This is a genomic window from Lentzea kentuckyensis, assembly GCF_002150765.1.
GTDB classification, from domain to species: Bacteria; Actinomycetota; Actinomycetes; order Mycobacteriales; family Pseudonocardiaceae; genus Lentzea; species Lentzea kentuckyensis.
Genome location: NZ_MUYM01000113.1, coordinates 1 through 17,849, shown reverse-complemented (window position 1 = coordinate 17,849; position 17,849 = coordinate 1). Strand labels below are relative to the sequence as shown.

Genomic DNA, 17,849 nt, shown 5'->3' with positions numbered 1-17,849 from the left:
GTCCGAGGTTACTAGCGAGTAGTGCTGGATCTCCAGGTATCTGGAGGTGGAAGGATCGATGTCATGACGGTGACGGTGGTGGGCATCGGGGGCTCGATCAGGTCCGACTCGCAGTCCGAGCGGGCGCTGCGGGTGGCCCTGGAGGGTGCTCGCGAGCTCGGTGCGGAGACGATCCAGTACAGCGGGCCCGAGCTGGTGCTGCCCTTCTACGACCCGTCCGTTCCCGAACGCACGGACGTCGCCCTGCGCATGGTCGAGGACCTGCGGCGCGCCGACGGCGTGATCCTCGTGTCGCCCGGCTACCACGGCACCGTGTCCGGCCTGGTCAAGAACGCCCTCGACTACATCGAGGACCTGCGCGACGACGAGCGTCCGTACCTCGACGGCCGCGCGGTCGGCACCATCACCGCCGCGTACGGCTGGCAGGCCGCGGTGAACACGCTGTCCGCGGTCCGGTCGATCGTGCACGCGCTGCGCGGCTGGCCGACGCCGCTGGGTGCCGCGATCAACTCCGCGCAGGTCAAGTTCGACGGCGACGGCGCCTGCTCGGACGCCGACGTGGACCGGAACCTAAGGGTGATCGGCCGCCAGGTCGCCGAGTTCGCGTTGCGCCAGGCGTCTCATCTCGACGTGAACTGACTCACGATCGGGCAGATAAGTCGTGTGCGATCCGTTGGGTACCAGTGGGTAACAAAACCACTGACTCAAGGGAGAGCGGAATGGACACGCTGTACACGGCCGAGGCGACTGCTTACGGCGAAGGCCGCAACGGCGAGGTGCGTTCCTCCGACGGTGTGATCGACGAGGTGCTGTCGGTCCCGAAGGAGATGGGCGGCCCCGGCGGTGACGCGACCAACCCGGAGCAGCTCTTCGCGGCCGGCTACGCGGCGTGCTTCAACTCCGCGCTCGCGGCAGTCGCGCGCGCCGGCAAGATTCAGCTCGCTTCTTCTGAGGTAACCGCCAAGGTGGGGATCGGCCCGAACGGTGCCGGCGGCTTCCAGCTCGCCGTCGAGCTCGCGGTCACCATCCCCGGATTCGACCAGGCGGTCGCGGAGAAGCTCGTCGAGCAGGCCCACCAGGTCTGCCCGTACTCCAACGCGACGCGCGGCAACATCGAGGTGGCGCTCACCGTCACCGTCTGAGGAGGCGCGTTTCACCATGGCCAAGAGCCCGATCACCAGCCCGTTGTCCGATTCCGACCGTGACGCGGTCGGTACCGTCCTGCAGGCTTCCCTGGTCGACCTCGTCGACCTGTCCCTGATCGGGAAGCAGGCGCACTGGAACGTGATCGGCAAGAACTTCCGCAGCATCCACCTCCAGCTCGACGAACTGGTCGTGCTGGCGCGCAACGCCGCCGACCAGGTAGCGGAGCGCGCAGCCGCGGTCGGTGTCACGCCGAACGGCACGGCGAAGACCATCGCCGCGTCGTCCGGCGTGCCCGAGATCGCGGCCGGCTGGCTGAAGGAGGACCAGGTCGTCACGGCGATCACGTCCTCGCTGGCTTCGCTGATCGCGCGGATGCGGTCCCGCATCGACGAGACCGACAAGCCGGACCTCGTGACCCAGGACCTGCTGATCGGCATCACGCAGGAACTGGAGCAGGCCCACTGGATGTGGCAGGCCCAGGCCGCCTGATCTGCTTTCGGCACGCCGGGCGGCTGCTCACGGCGCGACCAGCTGGATCTCGCGGTGCAACTGGCCGTCGACATCCGGGTAGAAGCTGACCTCGCCGTCGCTCCACCGGACGACGATGCCGTTGCCGCGCCCGGCAGTCACCGTGGCGTGCGTCCACAGGTCGTTCGGCGCCTGGACCCGGTGTTCCTGGCCGAGGCTCGCGGTGGCGACGTCGCCGTAGATGGTGAACTCGCCGTCGCTCCAGCGAACGAGCAGGTCAGGCGTGCCAGAGCCGGTCCAGTTGCCACCGGAGATGGTCTGGGCGTGCGTCCAGATGCTCTTCGGTGCGGCGAGCTGCCGTTCAGAACCGAGCTTGTTGGCGGCAATGCCCTGGTAGAGGGTGGTTTCGCCGTCGTTCCACACGACGACGAGGTCGCCGCCGAGCCCGGCGATGTACGAGGCGTGGTCCTTCCACAGGGCGTTGGGCGCGGCGAGCTGGACCTCGTTGTGGAAGCCGTTCTTGTCGACGGATCCGTAGTAGGTCACCTCGCCGTCGTCCCACGTCACGACCAGGCCGTTGTTGACGGTGGCGATGCCCTTGGCGTGGGTCCAGATGCTCTTCGCCGCGGCCAGCCGGGTTTCGCCGGCGAACGGCTTCTGCGGGTCGGAGGTGGATCCGCCCTGGTAGAGGGTGACCTCGCCGTCGCTCCAGCGGACGATCATGTCCAGCTGCGCGCTGCCGGTGAACCGGCCGGAGGTGATCAGCTGGGCGTGCTTCCACAGTGGAGCGTCGCCGAGGGGGTAGCCGAGGTTGCCGTTGCTTGGCGGCACCGGAGCGTTGACTGCTTTGTCGTACAACGCTTTGACGCGACTGTCGAAGCGGACGCTGTAGTTGCGCGGGTCGGTGGGCGGCAGGTTCTGGCCCTTGCCGCCGATGACGCCGATCAGTTCCTTGGTGCCGCGCAACACCCACGGGCCGCCGCTGAAGCCGCCGGGAATGCCGAGGCACTGCAACGTCTCCCAGTACTGGCCGTCGCGCGTCGCCGTGCTGTCGCACAGGTAGGGCTTGTCCTTGGCGGACGGGTAGCCGAAGACGGTCATGTCGGCGGGCAGCGTGGCGTCGATGCGCAGGTTCAGCGAGGAACCGGTCACCTCGGCGATGTTCTTGCCGTTGCGCGGTTGCAGCACGACGAACGCGAAGTCGTAGGGTGAGCCGGCACCGTTGATGTCGCTGTTGTGCGCCCAGCCCGGGTCGACGTGGATCGAGGCCGACTGCCACGTGCCGTACGGCGCCTGTCCGTCGTGGTAGCCGGGCGTGAAGAAGACCTTGCTCCTGCCGGCGACGCAGTGCGCGGCGGTGACGATCACGTTGCCGCGCGGGCTGGTGACGATGCTGCCGGAACAGTGATGGTTGTCGGGATCGCCGGTCGTGGACAGCGACCCGATTTCGGGCCTCGGTGTGGTGACCCTGCTCTCGGACGTTGCGGCCTGCGCGGCGTGCACCGGCAACAGAAACGTCACCAGCGCGAGTGCCGCTCCCCAGTGAGCTTTCCTCATGGGGAGCGACTTTATGTCCGCGCTGGTGACGTTTCCCTGACTCGGATTTATCGCGCGAGGTGCCGCCGCGCGAAGTCCACCTCGGCCGCCGTCTGCCGCATCGTCTCGGCGACGACCAACGAGCCGTGTCCCGCGTCGTAGCGGTACATCTCGTAGGTGTGCCCGCGGCCCGCGAGCGCGTCCAGGTAGTTGTCGATCTGCCTGATCGGGCAACGCGGGTCGTTCTCACCGGCCAGGATCAGCACCGGCGCGGTGACCTGGTCGACGTAGGTGAGCGGCGAGCACTCCTTGTACAGCTCCGGCAGCTCTTCCGGTGAACCGCCGAACAGCGCGCGGTCGAACGCCCGCAGCGGTTCCATCTCGTCCTCGTACGCCGCGAAGTAGTCCGCGACCGGGACGCCCGCGACGCCGACGGTCCAGCGTTCTGGCTGGACGCCGATGCCGAGCAGGGTCAGGTAACCGCCCCAGCTCGCCCCGTTGAGGACCGACTTCGACGGGTCGGTGAGGCCGGACTCGACCGCCCAGTCGTGCACGGCGGCGATGTCCTCGAGCTCGGTGAGGCCCGGCCTGCCCTCGATGGCGTCGCGCCACTTCGAGCCGTAGCCGCTGGAACCGCGGTAGTTCACGTGCACGGTCGCGAACCCGGCGTCCAGCCAGACCGCGCGGTAGGCGGAGAAACGGTCCTCGTCGGACGAGTGCGGGCCGCCGTGGATCAGGAAGACCGTCGGGAAGGGGCCCTCGCCCTCTGGCTTCGAAACCAGTGCGTGGACGTCGCCGACGAAGACGTCTTCGAGCTTGAACGACGTCGCGGGCACGGCGCCGACGGGCTCCACCAGGACGCGCTCGGTGCCGTCGGTGGCCAGCGCGCGGATCACCGTGGACTTCTCGGCGGACGACCACGAGTACTCGACCGTGCCGTCCGGCCGCACGCCCGCGGAGCCGATCACGCCGGGCGCGGTGTCCAGAGTGGACAGTTCGCCGGTCGCGAGGTCGTAGCGGTGCACGGTGTTGCGCGCGTGGTGGGTGTGCACGATCAGCAACGCGGTGGCGTCCGGATACCAGTCGGCGGCGACCTCACCCGGCAGGTCGAGGACGATCTCCCGCTCGGTGCCGGCGGCGACGTCCCAGATCAGCAGCTCCTCGCGGCCGCGGCGCTCGTGCAGCACCAGCAGCCGCTGGTCGCCGCGCACCGGGCTGAACGAGATGGCGTCCAGGCCCTTGCCCTTGCCGTCCCACTTCTCGCCCTTGTTCTCCCCGGTCGCCGCGTCGAGCGCGCGCAGGGCCATGTGCCGGTTGTCGCCGTGCTCGGAGTGCGCGATCACGACCAGCGACTCGTCCTTCGACATCGCGCTGACGCCGGCGTCGTTGACGTGCTGGTAGATGACCTCGGTGTTCCCGTTGCGGGACAACCACACCGTGGTGCCGTCGTCGGTCGAGGCGGCCACGGCGGTCACCTCACGGCCGAGCTCCAGGCCGGCGGGGTAGCCGGGCGTCACGGCCGGGATCGCGGGCTCGGCCTTGCTGCCGTCCGCGGTGAACGGCTCGCGCACCCAGACGCCGAACTCGTCACCGTCGTGGTCGTCGAACCACCAGATCTCGGTGCCGTCCGGGTTCAGCGTGGCGTGCGACGTGCCGTTCGGCCGGTCGGTGACCTTGCGGTGCTCGTCCGCCGCCCGGTCCCAGGCGTAGATCTCCCACACGCCGCTCGCGTTCGACACGTACAGCGTGCGGTCCGGCGCGTCGTCGGCCCAGCCGGGCAGGCTCATCCGGGGAGCGGTGAACCGCTCGCGCCACCGGGTCTCGGCGGCCGGATCGTCGAAAAGCTGGTCCGGAACGTTCGGAGAAGGGTGCGTCGTCACGTCTCAACAGTAGTGCCGCGACCTGCAACCTTCACCGCGTCTTCCGGCGCCCGTCTGATCACCGGAATACGAGGTAAAAGCTGCCGGTCGCGGCACTAGAGTCACGGGCAGTTTCTAGGGGGATTTGAAGATGACACGACCACAGCAGTGGGCAGGGGCGCCGCCACGACCGTCGCCCGCTTACGTGCCGCACCCGCAGCAGCCGGCCGCGACGCATCGCAGGCAGCCCGTGCTCGTCGTCGTGACGCTGCTGCACTGGGGCTTCGTCGCGGGCACGTTCGCGCTCGCCGACCTCGCGATCCTGAGCGTCGCGATGACCGGCGACGACGTGTTCACGAGCGCCGCGCTCGCGCTCGCCTGGGCCACCCTCGGGCTGATCAACGTGCCGGCCGTGCTGGCGCTCCCCAACACGAGCCTGTCGAGATGGGCGAGCCTCGTCACCGCGCTGGCGTTCGCCAGCGCGCTGGTCCGGTCAGCGGCCCTTGGTGCCGCCGGGCCCATCGAGTGGACGGTCATGATCGCGATGCTCCTGGTGTGCGCCGCCACCGTGTTGCTCACGATCGGAGCGCGCCGATGACGCACGAACTCGCCCAGGTCAACATCTCGCGCCTGCTGGCTCCGCTCGACAGTCCGCTGCTCAAGGAGTTCGTCGACGCCCTCGATCCGGTGAACGCGGTCGCGGACGCCGCCCCCGGCTTCCGCTGGCGGATGCAGACCGAGGACGGCAACGCGACCTCGATGCGTGTCTTCGACGACGACTGGCTGATCGTGAACATGTCCGTGTGGGAGTCGCCGGAGATGTTGCTGGCCTACGTCTACGGCGACGACCACCGGGCCGTGCTGCGCGGCCGCCGCCAGTGGTTCCACCACCCGGTCGAGGCGATGACCGCGTTGTGGTGGGTGCCCGCCGGCCACCGGCCGTCTGTCGCGGAGGCCGAGGAACGGTTGGTGCACCTGCGTTCGCACGGTCCGTCGTCCCACGTCTTCACGCTGAAGGAGACCTACGGCGCGACGTCTGCGTAGCTGGCGCTGAGCGCGGCAATGAGCGCCCAATGCGGCGATCAATTGCTCGGACCAGATTTCTCCGGCCACTGGTATATCTAGGTGCGCGGCCTGCGGAGAGTTAACGTTGACACATGTCAGAAACGATGGATCGCCTCGCCGGGGCAGCCACGTTGGAGGAAGTGCAACGGGTCGTCCGCACCACGGCCCGCTCCTCGCTGGCCGCGCACGGTGCGACGTTGGTGCTGCTCGACGGCGATCTCTGCTACTACGCCGACGAGGACTCGATGAGTCCGCTGTGGAAGGGCCAGCGATTCCCCGCGGTCAACTGCATCAGCGGCTGGGCGATGATCCACCGCCAAACCGTGGCGATCAGGGACATCCGCTTCGATTCGAGGATTCCTCAGGAAGCGTATCGGCCGACATTCGTGCGAAGCCTGCTGATGGCTCCGATCCTGCGCCCGGAACCGATCGGCGCCATCGGTTGTTACTGGGCGATCCCGCACACCGCGACCCCTGCCGAAACCGCGACGCTGGAGGCACTGGCCGCCGCCGCCGGCGACGCCCTGGAACGCTTCCCGGAGGGCCTGCCCGCGCGAGGCTTCTTCAGCTGATGCCGATCCTATTTGCCGAGCTCTTCCTCGAAGATCTGATCGATCTGCCGCGAAGCGCGTGACAACGCCTTGACCGCGGCCACGACGACCACGAATCCTGTTGCCACCACGGCGGTGACCCAAGCCGACGTGAGCAGGTAGACGATCGCGAGCGTCTGCAAGACCACAATGGACTTTGCGACTACGACGATCCACGACCTGTGGACAGGTTTGGCGGCGGCGGAGTCCATCACAAGCATCTCCCGACTTTCTGAACGAGTGCCGAACGCACTGCCTGTGTCGCGTCGATCAAGACACCCGTTACTTACCGTGAGTTGAACCATCAACCTTCACTCGAAGGGCTTAACGTCACGTGCACGTTCCGTATAGTTTGGTGCGGAACGGTGGCGCTGCGTCGTGTAACCACGGTCGCCGCTGCGGCCGCCCGTGTCGAGCCACGTCACACGATCGAGTGGTTCGTAGGCGCGATTAGTGGCCTTGTTCGTGGTGCGGGAAGGACCTTCGGCTCCGGTTTCGCGACAGTGTGGAATCGGCGGAGCGGACGCCAAAAACGAATCAGCCCCCGTCCAATGTGGACAGGGGCTGACCCGTGTTATTTCAATCGGGGTGACAGGATTTGAACCTGCGACCTCTTCGTCCCGAACGAAGCGCGCTACCAAGCTGCGCCACACCCCGGCTGGGAACGAGTAGAACTCTACATCATGTCCGCGCCAGCTCCGAATCGGACCCCCTCATTTCGCCCCTGACCAGGCGTAACCGGCCGCGGAACGAGGGTCAGCAGCGAAGCCTCCGGAGGGCAGCAGAACCGCACCGGCGCGTACGGCGAAGTGCCCATGCCGGCGGACACGTTCATCCACATGTGCGAACCCCACCGCGACACCCCGCGGGCGCGGCCGCGGTCCAGTTCGCAGTTGGTCACCAGGGCGCCGTAGAACGGCACGCGCAGTTGTCCGCCGTGGGTGTGGCCGGCCATCACGAAGTCGTAGCCGTCGGCGGCGAAGGGGTCCAGCACACGCGGTTCCGGCGAGTGCGTGATGCCCAGGCGCAGAGCGGCGTTCGGGTCCGGGGTGCCCGCGATGTCGACGTAGCGGTCGCGCTTCAGGTGCGGGTCGTCCACGCCCGCCACGAAGATCGTCTGGCCGTTCACCGTGATGGTGCGGCGGACGTGGGTCATGTCCTCCCAGCCGCGCTCGATCATGCCGGCGCGGAGGTCGCGCCACGGCAGCGTCACGCCGTGGATGCGCTTCGTCTTGGCCGACGGCAGGAGGTAGCGCACCGGGTTCTTCAAACGAGGTGCGTAGTAGTCGTTGCTGCCGAACACGAACAGGCCCGGCTTGTCCAGCAACGGGCCGAGCGCGCGCAGCACGCCGGGCACGGCGTCCTTGTGCGCGAGGTTGTCGCCCGTGTTCACGACCAGGTCGGGGTTCAGGTCGGCCAGCGCGGCCACCCAGCGCTGCTTCGACACCTGGTTCGGCGTCATGTGCAGGTCTGAGATGTGCAGCACGCGGATCGGCCGCGCGCCGGGGGACAGCACCGGCACCGTGGCCGTGCGCAGGGTCCAGTGCCTTCTCTCGATTCCCGCCGCGTACGCGACGGTGGCGGCACCGAGTGCGGTCGTGGCGAGGAGGGCGCGGCCGAGCTTGTTCACGTGTCAAGGGTACGGAAGGTGGATAACTCGATCGGCGCGGCATCCGGCGGGCGGTACCGTTCTGCGCCATGGCGGAGTTGAAGACGCGGTTGCAGAACGACCTGACTGTGGCGATGAAGGCCAGGGAGACGGTCACGGCCGGCGCGCTGCGGATGGCGCTCACGGCTGTCACGAACGAGGAGGTCTCGGGCAAGCAGGCCCGTGAGCTCAGCGACGACGAGGTCGTGAAGGTCCTCTCGCGCGAGGCGAAGAAGCGCAAGGAGGCCGCCGAGGCCTTCGACGGCGCCGGCCGGGCCGAGAAGGCCGAGCTGGAGCGCCAGGAGCTCGCCGTGCTGGAGACCTACCTCCCCGCACAGCTCGACGACGCCGCGCTGGCGTCCATTGTGGACAACGCGGTGGCTGCCGTTGCCGCGCAGCTGGGTGAGACGCCGGGGCCCAAGCAGATGGGCCAGGTCATGAAGGCCGTCAACGCCGAGGTCGCCGGACGCGCCGAGGGTGGCCGTGTCGCCGCCGCGGTGAAGGCCAAGCTGACCTCGTAGGAACGTCGTGCCGCAGCGGCCGAAACCGCTGCGGCACCCACCCTGCTAGAACGCCTTGTCGACAGCGTCCGCGAACTCGCCCATCGACCCGAACTCCAGGTCGTAGCTGAACTCCCCGGACGGCTCTGGTGTCGCGCCCCAGCCCGGCCGGTCGCTCCGCCGATTGATCCACACCGACGGCAGTTCCTCCCGCTTCGCCGGGACGTGGTCGTGGAACAGGCTCTGCGCCACGTGCAGCAGTCCCGGCCGCTCCACGCCCAGCTCGGACAACGTGGAGTCCAACGCCCGGAAGTGGTTCTCCGCCGGCTTGTACGCGCCGACGTCCTCCGCGGTGATGATCGCCGCGAAGTCCGCGCGCAGATGCCGGTTGCTGCCGGCGAACCCGGCGCGGTGCACGTTGGACAGAATGATCAGCTTGTAGTGCTTGGCCAACCGTGCCAGCGCATCCGCGGAATCGGGGAACGCGGGCCAGTCCGGCACCGAGTCGCCCAGCCGCCGAGCCCACGAGTCGCTCACCTCGCGTCCCAGCTCGGCGCCGGTCCGGCGGAACGCCGTGGCCAGCACGTCCGGATACAGCCGGAACGGCGTCTCCGCCTCCACGGCCGCCTCGTGTGAGCTGTACGCGAGCAGCAGCTTCTCCTCGGAGAGTTCGAGCCCCTGTTCGCGCGCCCACGGCGAGAGCACCGCGGCGAGCCCGCTCTCCCAGTCGATGAGCGTGCCGTAGCAGTCGAAGCTGAGTGCCTGGAACTTCGTCAGATCCATGCCGCAAACTGTAGTACAGTTCAACTGTAGGGCAATCGGATTAGGCTGACGACCATGTCAGCCCTCGACGGCCTCCAAGTGCGCCGCACCACCACGGCCCAGCAGCTGGCCGACGGCCTCGCCGAACGGATCATGGCCGGCGCTTTCGGTCCAGGTGACAGGCTTCGGGAGAGCGCGATCGCCGCCGAACTGGGCGTCGCCCGCAACACCATCCGCGAGGCCGTGCGCATCCTCGAGCTGACCGGCTTGGTCCGCTACGAGGTCAACCGCGGCGCCGTCGTCATCGCGCCGACGCGAGAGAACGTCGAGGCCCTCTACACCGCCCGCGAACGCCTGGAAACGGCCGCAGTGGCCCGCACGCCGCGTCCCGAACAGCTGCAAGCGATCAATGCGGCGTTCGACGACCTGGTGAAAGCCGCGGAAACGGGCGACACGAACCAGATCGTGGACCGGGACCTGGCCTTCCACCAGGCGATCGTGGCCACGCTCGACAGCTCACGGCTCGACGAGTTCTACGCCGCGATGACCAAGGAACTGCGCTTCTACCTCACGGTCCTCTCGAAGGACGAGACACCGGACGAGATCGTCGCCGAGCACCAGGTCATCGTCGACGCGATCCGCGCGGACGACCACGACCGGGCAGTCGCCGAGATCCGCGCGCACATCGACACGAGCGTCCAGCGGCTCGAGCAGCTGCTCGCCGAACGCCCGTAACGCCTACCTGGGCGTGCCAGGTTCGGTCGGCAGCGTGATCGGTGGCGGTTCGTTCGGGTTGCCGGGGTTCACGGGAGTGCCAGGCGGCGGCTGGTTCGTCGGCTCGGTCGCCACCGGCGGCGGCACGTAGCCCGAGCTCACCGACAGCGTGATCACCGTGCCGCGCAACGCGTTTCCGCGCGGCGACTGGCTCACGACCGTCCCCTTCGGCTGGTCGGAGTTGACCGTCTGCAGGTTCACCTTGTAGCCGGCCTGCTCCAGGGTCCGCAGGGCGTCGTTGACCTGCTTGCCCACCACGTCCGGGATCTGGATCTCCTTGCCACCCTTGAGGTAGCGCTGTTCGACCTGGGGCAACGGCGACACCGGCAGCGAGGCGTGCATCACCGACATGGTCTGGAACCACGTCTTGGCCGGGATCGTGCCGCCGAAGATGTTGCCGCCGCCGCACAACCGGGGCTGACCCGCGCCGGCCAGGCAGATCGGGCGCGGCGAGGTGCCGTCGTTGAACGTCTGCACGGCGCCCGCGAAGTCCGGGGTCGCGCCGATGAACGCCGCCGACTTGTACTCCTCGGTGGTGCCCGTCTTGGCGATCATCGGGCGGGTCCACTTGGCCGCACGGGCGGCCGCCGCGGCGGTGCCGTTGCCCTGGTCGTCCTTGCTCATGCCGACCGCGAGCCCGTTCGCGAGGCCCTCGGCCACGACCTGCTCGCACGGAGCCTCGTTGACCTGCACGGCCTTGCCGTTGCGGTCGAGCACCTTGGCGATCGGGGTGGGCGGGCACCACTTGCCGCCGCTCACGATGGTCGCGGCGACGTTCGCCAGTTCCAGAGTGGACACGGGTGCGGGCGAGAGCGTGAACGACGCGTTGCCGCCGTTCTGCTTGTAGAACTCGGTCTGCGAGATGCGGTTCTGCTTGTCCTTGGCCTTCGGGTCCGGCCGGGTGCCCTGCAGGTTCGTCGCCATCGTCTCGCGCATGCCGAGCCGCGACGCCATGTCGACGACGGCGTCCATGCCGGTCTGCTCTTCGAGGATCACGAAGCCGGTGTTCGGCGACGTGGCCAGCGCCTGCTGCAGCGACATCGACGACGGGTAGCTGCCGTCGAAGTTCGACAGGCAGTACCAGCGGGTGCCGGGCTCACCGGTGCTCGGGCAGCGCTGGGCGCCACCCTTGAAGACCCGCGAGACGTGATGGGTGGGCGTCGCCATGACGTTCTCGATGCCCATGCCCTTCTCCAGGGCCGCCGCGGCCGTGAAGACCTTGTAGATCGAGCCGGCGCCGAACTTGTTCTCCACGCCGCTGGGCAGGTCGAACGTCGTCTGGTTCTGGTCGGCCTTCAGGCCGTAGTCGCGGTTCGCGACCAGCGCGAGCACGTCGTGGCGTTCCTTGCCGGGCTTCACGACGGCCATCGTGTTCGCGATGCCGTCGGTGCCCTTGGCGACGCCGGCCTCCGCGGCGGCCTTCGCCTGCGACGTAACGGCTCTGTCCAAAGTGGTCTGAATGGTGTAACCGCCGGTGCGCAGCTGCTCCTCGCTGAAACCCGCGCGTTGCAAGTAGTTCACCACGTACGAACAGAAGAAACCGTTTTCCGGGCCGGCACCGACACAACCGTTCGGTGGCGTGCGAACCGGCGTCGCGAGTCCGAGTCCTTCCTTCTTCGCGGCCTCACCCGCGTCACGCGACAGCTTGTCGTTCTCGACCATCCTGTCGATCACTTTGTTGCGCCGGTCCAAAGCTTTGTCCGGATACGCTTCGGGGTCGAGTGCTGACGGACTGTTCACCATTCCCGCGAGCATCGCGGCCTGAGGAACCGTCAACTTGTCCGGCGTCGTGTTGAAGTAAGCCTGCGCCGCCGCCGCGATGCCGTAAATCGTCGAACCAAAAGGAACGACGTTCAGGTACCGGGCGAGGATCTCCTCCTTGCCGAGCTTTCGCTCCAGCTGCAACGAGATCCGTGCCTCGCGCATCTTGCGCGCGATGGTCTGCTCCTGGGCCTTGGCCTGCTCCAGCTTGTTGTTCCGCGCCACGACGTGGACCAGGTAGTTCTTGACGTACTGCTGGGTCAGCGTGGACGCGCCCTGCGACACCGAGCCGCTGACCTGGTTCGTCAGGCCGGCTCGGATGGTGCCCTTCCAGTCCACGCCCTGGTGCTCGTAGAACCGGCGGTCCTCCACCGAGATCAGCGCCGCCTTCATGGTCGGCGAGATCTTCTCGGGTGGTGTCAGGACTCTGTACTGGTCGAACAGGTAGGCGATCGGCAGCCCGTCCTTGTCGGTGACCTTGGTGATCAGCGGGGGGTCCGTGGTCACGAGGTCGGCCGAGATGCTGTCCACGGTGTCGCTGGCGCGGTTGGACACGAGGCCCGTCGCGCCCACGACTGGGAACAGCATGCCGGCGAGGAGAACCCCAGCCAGCAGGCACAGGCCGAGCATCTTGAGCACGCCATTCCTGACTCGCACGCGGGTCAGCGTACGCCGTACACGAACGGGTGAAGGTGATCAGTAAGGCCCGTTACTCAGCATGAGTAGACATACGCAAGACAGGTAACAGTCGGGTGACCCAGGGTTGGACGTGGAACCGAACGGCACTACAGTCCGTCAACGTCCAAGGAATGCAGCCGTAGCTCGAACGCTACGGCATCCGTGGCAGGGGTGTGGCGGATTTCCACATTTGGACAGCACTGAGGAGTGGGGGATATGAACCAGGGGGATTGGCGTATCAACGCTTCGTGCCGAGATGAGGAGCCCGACCAGCTCTTCGTCCGAGGTGCGGAGCAGCGCAAGGCGAAGCTCGTGTGCCTGGGTTGCCCAGTGCGCATGGAATGCCTGGCCGAAGCGCTCGACAACAGGATCGAGTTCGGGGTCTGGGGAGGCATGACCGAGCGCGAACGCCGTGCTCTGCTGCGTCGCCGTCCTGACGTGGAGTCGTGGTTCGAACTGCTCGACACCGCACGTCAGGAACACCTCGAAGACACCAGGGTGGGGTAGGGAGTGCCGTAGGCACTCACTCCCCGGCGAGGCGCCGACCTATCTCTCGGAGGCCGTCCAGGTCGTGCACGTCCGCGGGCAACGCGGGCACGCCGACCAGCGCAACACCGGGGTGAGCACGTGTGAACCGGGCTAGCAGCCGCTTTTCCCGACTGGCGACTGCTGCCCGGTCCGCATGCAGCCGGAGCACCGCCGCCGCGAGCGGCGCTTCACCGGAGCGGTCCAGGTCGTCCGCTGCGGCGAGTGCGTTCGCCGCCGGCAGGTCCGCCGCGAGCACGGGATGGGTCCTGTTCGCGACGAGCCCGCACAACGGCATGCCTTCGGCGCTCAGCCGTTCGACGAAATAGCTGGCTTCGCGCAATGCGTCCGGCTCCGCGGCCGCCACCACGACAAATCCGGTGCCCGGTGAGCGGAGCAACTCGTACGTGCGCTGAGCGCGTTCGCGGAATCCGCCGAACATGCTGTCGAACGCCTGAACGAAAGTCGACGCGTCCTGCAGCAGCTGGCCGCCGACGATCGTCGACACGGCCCGCGTGAAAAGGCTGAAACCGGTTCCGACGATCTTCATCAGGCCCCGGCCGCTCGCGCGCGCGGGCGCGGAGAGCATGCGGATGAACTTGCCGTCGAGCACCGTCGACAGCCGCTGCGGCGCGTCCAGGAAGTCCAGCGCCGACCGGCTCGGCGGGGTGTCGACGATGATCAGGTCCCACTCGTCCTGCGCCACCAGCTGGCCCAGCTTCTCCATCGCCATGTACTCCTGCGTGCCGGAGAACGACGAGGAAATGGTCTGGTAGAAGGGGTTCGACAGGATCTGGTCGGCCCGGTCGCGGCCCGCGTGGGTCAGCACCATGTCGTCGAACGTGCGACGCATGTCCAGCATCATCGCGTACAGCTCGCCCTTGGGTTCGAAGCCGTCGACGACGACCTCGCGCGGGGTGTTGTCGAGCTCCCGCAGGCCCAGCGACTGCGCCAGCCGGCGAGCCGGGTCGATCGTCAGCACGACCACGCGCCGGCCGCGTTCCGCCGCCCGCAACGCCAGCGCCGCCGCGGTCGTCGTCTTGCCGACGCCACCTGAGCCGCAGCAGACCAGCACGCGCGTCGCCGGGTCGTCGAGCAACGGGTCGAAGTCGAGCCTGGTGGTCACCGCACACCCGCCGCGACCAGCACCTCGGCCAGCTCGTACAGCGCGGCCACGTCCACCCCGTCGTTCAGCTCCGGCAGCTCCACCGTCGGCAGGTCCGAGTGGCTGAGCAGCTCCATGGCTTCCTGTTGTGACTGCACCCGGATGGCGTGCTCCACCGTCTCGTCGACCAAACCTTCGAGCGTGAACTCGTCGAGATCCAGCCCGGCGGCCTGCAGTCCCGCGCGCACCCGTGACTCGTCGATCCGGCCCTCCGCGGCGACCGGTACCGACCGCGCGGGCAGCCGGGCCGGGTGGACCCGGTTCACCAGCACCGCGCCCGGTCGCAGGTCGGCGCCGTCCAGTTCGGCGACCGCGTCCAGGGTCTCGCGCACCGGCATCTCCTCCAGCAACGCCACCAGGTGCACCGCGGTGTCGCCGGAGTGCAGCAACCGCACGACGCCCTCGCTCTGGCCCTTGATCGGCCCGACCTTGGCGAGGTCGGCCATGGCCTTGGTGACGTCCAGGAACTTGACCACGCGCCCGGTCGGCGGCGCGTCCAGCACGACGGCGTCGTAGAGGTGGCGGCCGTCCGGGCCGGTGCGGTTCACGCACTCCTTGACCTTGCCGGTCAGCAGCACGTCCCGCAGGCCGGGGGCGAGCGTGGTGGCGAACTCGATGGCGCCCATCTTGCGCAGCGTCCGGCCGGCGAAGCCGAGGTTGTAGAACATCGCCAGGTACTCGAGCAGCGCGGCTTCCGCGTCGATCGCGAGCGCGTGGATCTCACCGCCACCCGGCGCGGACGCGATCCGTTCCTCGGCGTAGGGCAGCGGGGCGCGGTCGAAGAGCTGGGCGATGCCCTGCCGGCCCTCGACCTCGATCAGCAGCACCCGCCGGCCGCCGGTGGCCAGTGCGAGCGCCAGCGCGGCCGCGATCGTGGTCTTGCCGGTGCCGCCCTTGCCGGAGACCACGTGCAGACGGGCTCGGGTCAGCTCCTCGGTCCAAGACGTCACACGTCCAGACTATGTGTGAATTCGGTCGAAGGTGGACTCGTCGGTCAATCGGCCATGGTGAGGAAGAGAACGGCCATCGCGGTGGCGGCGACCAGCGCCCAGGCCACGACCGACGGCAGCCACAGCGCGATGCTCAGCGTGATCACGGCCACGACCACGAGCCCGATCAGCCCGGCCTGCACGACTTCCTTGCGCTGACTGTGCTTGCGATCACGTACCTGGGCCATGGCGACGAGCACCATCACCAGCCCGCCGACGCCGAACAGGCCGGTGGCGATGATCCGCCAGGTCTCCATGTGATCAAGGTAGCTCGAAGTGCGGGAACCGCGCAGGCGTCGTTCGGGTGGCGGGTTAGGCTCCGCACATGACCAAGTGGGAGTACGCGACCGTGCCGTTGTTGATCCACGCAACGAAGCAGATCCTCGACCAGTGGGGCGAGGACGGCTGGGAGCTGGTCACGGTGCTGACGAACCCGACGGGTGAGCAGCACGTCGCGTACTTGAAGCGAGTGAAGGCATGAGCACCTGGAGCACCCGCCTCAAGGAGCTCGGCATCGAGCTGCCCGGCGTCGCCGCCCCGCTCGCCGCCTACGTCCCCGCCACGCAGAGCGGGTCGTGGGTGTTCACCTCCGGCCAGCTGCCGTTCGTCGACGGCAAGCTGCCCGCCACCGGCAAGGTCGGCGCCGAGGTCTCCCCGGAGGAGGCCAAGCAGTACTCCGCGACCTGCATCCTCAACGCGCTCGCCGCCGTGCACGCGCTCGTGGGGATTGACTCGATCAAGCGAGTCGTGAAAGTTGTCGGGTTCGTGGCCTCCGCCGAGGGCTTCACGGGGCAGCCGGGTGTCATCAACGGCGCCTCGGAGCTGCTCGGTGAGATCTTCGGGGACGCGGGCAAGCACGCCCGCTCGGCCGTGGGGGTCGCCGAGTTGCCGATCGGCGCTCCAGTTGAGATCGAACTCATCGTCGAGGTGTGACATGTCGGACACGTGCCACGAACTGCTGCTGCGGCTCGCCGGGCGCCTCCCGGACGACCTGCTGTGGCGGTACCGGGACTGGGCCGCCTCGGACGCGTATGCGGTGCTCGCGCGGTCTTTGCCGCGCACTCTGCTGCACGGACGCATCCCTCTGACGGATCATGAAATGCGCCTTTTGCAGGACGCGCTGGTGCCCTATGGGGCGGAACCCGGTGCTGTCAGTTCGGTCAAAGGGCTGGACGAACTGCCACCCACCGACTACACCTTCTCCCCGGAATCACCCGATCGGGTGCCGATGGGGGATTCCGCGACCGTCGTGCTCGGTGCCACGCTGCGAGGCCGGCACGGGGTCGGTGAGGTTCGCTCCTGCTGGCGCATCGGTCCCTCCGGGATCAACCGCGTCCTGCTGGTCGCGGCGACCACCGGCCACGCCCGGCTGACCGGCGAGTTGCAGCGAGTTCTGCGTGCGTTGGGCGAACACGACCCGTGTGTCGAGGTCGTGCCGTCCGGTCTGGACCTGCCGCCCTACCACCGGGCGGCGTTGGCGGCATCGGAGCTGGTGTGTGCCGGCGCCGAGTCCGAGGAGCACCTGGTGCTCAGCTAAGGAGAGTTGGACGTGACGACGAACGACGGTGTCGGTCTGCCGGTCCGTCTCCACGATCTCCTGCTGTCGATGGCCGGGCGCGTCGATGACGACGCCCTGTCGCAGGCGCGCGAGTTCCTCGCGGTCGGAGAGCTCGACCGTGCGATCGAGATGCTCATCGGCACACTTCTCGCGGGCAGCATCCCGGTGCTGCCGGACGAGCGTGCCGCCATCACGTGGATCCTCCACGAGGTCCGCTCGGACGGGTCGCTGACCGACCGCCTGCCGGTGGTCGAGATGCTCCCGTTCGTCCGCCACCGCTTCACCTCCGAGTCGGATCCGACCGCGGACGTCGCGGGTCCGCTGACCCGCGCGGTGTCGGTGCTGCCGGACGTGCGCTCGGTGCGCTGCGTCTGGCGTTCCTCACCGGCCGGCTCGACGCCGGGTCCGTTGCCGCAGCGCGTGGTGCTGGTGGACATCGGTCCGCAGGGCTTCGCGCCCGCGACCGCCTACCGGGTCGACGAAGTGCTGCGCAAGGTGGGCGTCCGCGCGGCGGTCGAGGTCCTGACCGTCGGCACGCAGCTCAACGACTACCACGCGTCCGCCGTGACGTCGTCGCGCGCGGTGCCGATCTCCGGTGCCCCGATGGCGCCGCCTCCGCCTCCGCCGCCGCAGCAGTCCCAGCCGCCGCAGCAGTCCCAGCAGCCGGCCATGGCTCACGAACCGGCCGCCGCCTGGTTCGACCAGAACGAAGAACTTCCCGCTCCGGCGCCGGTGGCCGAGCCGACACCGGCGCCGGAGCCACTGGAAGAGACCGGCTCACGTCGTACGCGTTCGTCGTCGTCGACCCTCGAGGGCTTCCAGCCC

The 17,849-nt window shown here is 68.3% G+C and carries 22 protein-coding genes and 1 tRNA gene; 13 read left to right on the top strand and 10 right to left on the bottom strand.

All coding sequences use genetic code 11. The features are described from left to right. Positions 1 to 63: 63 nt before the first annotated feature. From B0F77_RS39560 to B0F77_RS39550, 3 genes are all read left to right on the top strand, one after another. Complete coding sequence (locus tag B0F77_RS39560) at positions 64 to 639, top strand: NADPH-dependent FMN reductase (protein ID WP_086668193.1); 576 nt, start codon at positions 64 to 66, stop codon at positions 637 to 639. An 80-nt stretch (positions 640 to 719) separates the two neighbouring features. Further along, complete coding sequence (locus tag B0F77_RS39555) at positions 720 to 1,142, top strand: organic hydroperoxide resistance protein (RefSeq protein WP_086668192.1); 423 nt, start codon at positions 720 to 722, stop codon at positions 1,140 to 1,142. Positions 1,143 to 1,158: 16 nt separating this feature from the next. Continuing rightward, positions 1,159 to 1,635: a Dps family protein gene (locus tag B0F77_RS39550; protein WP_086668191.1), complete on the top strand. Its 477-nt coding sequence runs from the start codon at positions 1,159 to 1,161 to the stop codon at positions 1,633 to 1,635. A gap of 27 nt (positions 1,636 to 1,662) precedes the next feature. Here B0F77_RS39550 and B0F77_RS39545 read toward each other — a convergent pair whose 3' ends face one another. Both B0F77_RS39545 and B0F77_RS39540 read right to left on the bottom strand, forming a co-directional pair. Beyond that, positions 1,663 to 3,171 (bottom strand): trypsin-like serine peptidase, encoded by a 1,509-nt coding sequence (locus tag B0F77_RS39545; protein ID WP_143467163.1) that lies wholly within the window; start codon positions 3,169 to 3,171, stop codon positions 1,663 to 1,665. 47 nt (positions 3,172 to 3,218) lie between these two features. Then, entirely contained in the window at positions 3,219 to 5,030 is a 1,812-nt protein-coding gene (locus B0F77_RS39540; RefSeq protein ID WP_245849264.1) for a prolyl oligopeptidase family serine peptidase, read from the bottom strand. 130 nt (positions 5,031 to 5,160) lie between these two features. On the opposite strand from B0F77_RS39540, the gene B0F77_RS39535 reads away from it, so the two are divergent. From B0F77_RS39535 to B0F77_RS39525, 3 genes are all read left to right on the top strand, one after another. Beyond that, positions 5,161 to 5,607 (top strand): hypothetical protein, encoded by a 447-nt coding sequence (locus B0F77_RS39535; protein ID WP_143467162.1) that lies wholly within the window; start codon positions 5,161 to 5,163, stop codon positions 5,605 to 5,607. Then, a complete protein-coding gene (locus B0F77_RS39530; protein WP_086668188.1) occupies positions 5,604 to 6,053 on the top strand; it encodes a DUF3291 domain-containing protein in 450 nt (149 codons plus the stop codon). Before B0F77_RS39535 ends, B0F77_RS39530 begins: the two co-directional genes overlap by 4 nt. A gap of 113 nt (positions 6,054 to 6,166) precedes the next feature. Beyond that, the gene (locus tag B0F77_RS39525; RefSeq protein WP_086668187.1) at positions 6,167 to 6,646 is read left to right on the top strand and encodes a GAF domain-containing protein; all 480 of its coding nucleotides are present in this window, start codon (positions 6,167 to 6,169) and stop codon (positions 6,644 to 6,646) included. An 8-nt stretch (positions 6,647 to 6,654) separates the two neighbouring features. Here the strand turns inward: B0F77_RS39525 and B0F77_RS48285 are convergent, their stop codons facing one another. The 3 genes from B0F77_RS48285 to B0F77_RS39510 form a co-directional block, all read right to left on the bottom strand. Continuing rightward, positions 6,655 to 6,807 (bottom strand): hypothetical protein, encoded by a 153-nt coding sequence (locus B0F77_RS48285; RefSeq protein WP_245849257.1) that lies wholly within the window; start codon positions 6,805 to 6,807, stop codon positions 6,655 to 6,657. 440 nt (positions 6,808 to 7,247) lie between these two features. Then, positions 7,248 to 7,321: transfer RNA gene (locus tag B0F77_RS39515), tRNA-Pro, on the bottom strand. Positions 7,322 to 7,340: 19 nt separating this feature from the next. Next, positions 7,341 to 8,294, bottom strand: coding sequence for a metallophosphoesterase (locus tag B0F77_RS39510; protein ID WP_086668185.1), 954 nt, complete (start codon positions 8,292 to 8,294; stop codon positions 7,341 to 7,343). Positions 8,295 to 8,362: 68 nt separating this feature from the next. On the opposite strand from B0F77_RS39510, the gene B0F77_RS39505 reads away from it, so the two are divergent. After that, complete coding sequence (locus B0F77_RS39505) at positions 8,363 to 8,833, top strand: GatB/YqeY domain-containing protein (protein ID WP_086668184.1); 471 nt, start codon at positions 8,363 to 8,365, stop codon at positions 8,831 to 8,833. A gap of 45 nt (positions 8,834 to 8,878) precedes the next feature. Here B0F77_RS39505 and B0F77_RS39500 read toward each other — a convergent pair whose 3' ends face one another. Continuing rightward, positions 8,879 to 9,595, bottom strand: a complete 717-nt coding sequence (locus tag B0F77_RS39500) for an HAD-IA family hydrolase (RefSeq protein WP_086668183.1) — start codon at positions 9,593 to 9,595, stop codon at positions 8,879 to 8,881. A 54-nt stretch (positions 9,596 to 9,649) separates the two neighbouring features. Here B0F77_RS39500 and B0F77_RS39495 point away from each other — a divergent pair, with 54 nt between their 5' ends. Further along, a complete protein-coding gene (locus B0F77_RS39495; protein WP_086668182.1) occupies positions 9,650 to 10,309 on the top strand; it encodes a GntR family transcriptional regulator in 660 nt (219 codons plus the stop codon). A 3-nt stretch (positions 10,310 to 10,312) separates the two neighbouring features. Here the strand turns inward: B0F77_RS39495 and B0F77_RS39490 are convergent, their stop codons facing one another. Continuing rightward, positions 10,313 to 12,766, bottom strand: coding sequence for a penicillin-binding protein (locus B0F77_RS39490; protein WP_086668181.1), 2,454 nt, complete (start codon positions 12,764 to 12,766; stop codon positions 10,313 to 10,315). A gap of 237 nt (positions 12,767 to 13,003) precedes the next feature. Between B0F77_RS39490 and B0F77_RS39485 the strand changes: the two genes are divergently transcribed. Continuing rightward, positions 13,004 to 13,294, top strand: a complete 291-nt coding sequence (locus tag B0F77_RS39485; protein ID WP_086668180.1) for a WhiB family transcriptional regulator — start codon at positions 13,004 to 13,006, stop codon at positions 13,292 to 13,294. A 16-nt stretch (positions 13,295 to 13,310) separates the two neighbouring features. Here B0F77_RS39485 and bagB read toward each other — a convergent pair whose 3' ends face one another. The 3 genes from bagB to B0F77_RS39470 are packed head-to-tail and all read right to left on the bottom strand — an operon-like array spanning position 13,311 to position 15,723. Continuing rightward, entirely contained in the window at positions 13,311 to 14,438 is a 1,128-nt protein-coding gene (gene bagB / locus B0F77_RS39480; protein WP_086668179.1) for an ATPase BagB, read from the bottom strand. After that, complete coding sequence (bagA, locus tag B0F77_RS39475; protein WP_086668178.1) at positions 14,435 to 15,427, bottom strand: ATPase BagA; 993 nt, start codon at positions 15,425 to 15,427, stop codon at positions 14,435 to 14,437. The genes bagB and bagA overlap by 4 nt, the downstream gene beginning before the upstream one ends. Before the next feature lie 44 nt (positions 15,428 to 15,471). Continuing rightward, positions 15,472 to 15,723, bottom strand: coding sequence for a hypothetical protein (locus tag B0F77_RS39470; RefSeq protein WP_086668177.1), 252 nt, complete (start codon positions 15,721 to 15,723; stop codon positions 15,472 to 15,474). Between the two features lie 68 nt (positions 15,724 to 15,791). On the opposite strand from B0F77_RS39470, the gene sp36 reads away from it, so the two are divergent. The 4 genes from sp36 to B0F77_RS39450 form a co-directional block, all read left to right on the top strand. Beyond that, a complete protein-coding gene (gene sp36 / locus B0F77_RS39465) occupies positions 15,792 to 15,947 on the top strand; it encodes a Sp36 family protein (protein WP_086668176.1) in 156 nt (51 codons plus the stop codon). After that, complete coding sequence (locus B0F77_RS39460) at positions 15,944 to 16,399, top strand: RidA family protein (protein ID WP_086668175.1); 456 nt, start codon at positions 15,944 to 15,946, stop codon at positions 16,397 to 16,399. The genes sp36 and B0F77_RS39460 overlap by 4 nt, the downstream gene beginning before the upstream one ends. A 1-nt stretch (position 16,400) precedes the next feature. Continuing rightward, entirely contained in the window at positions 16,401 to 17,003 is a 603-nt protein-coding gene (locus B0F77_RS39455; RefSeq protein ID WP_086668174.1) for a hypothetical protein, read from the top strand. A 12-nt stretch (positions 17,004 to 17,015) separates the two neighbouring features. Continuing rightward, a partial coding sequence (locus tag B0F77_RS39450; protein ID WP_143467161.1) for a hypothetical protein occupies positions 17,016 to 17,849 on the top strand: 834 nt, incomplete at its 3' end.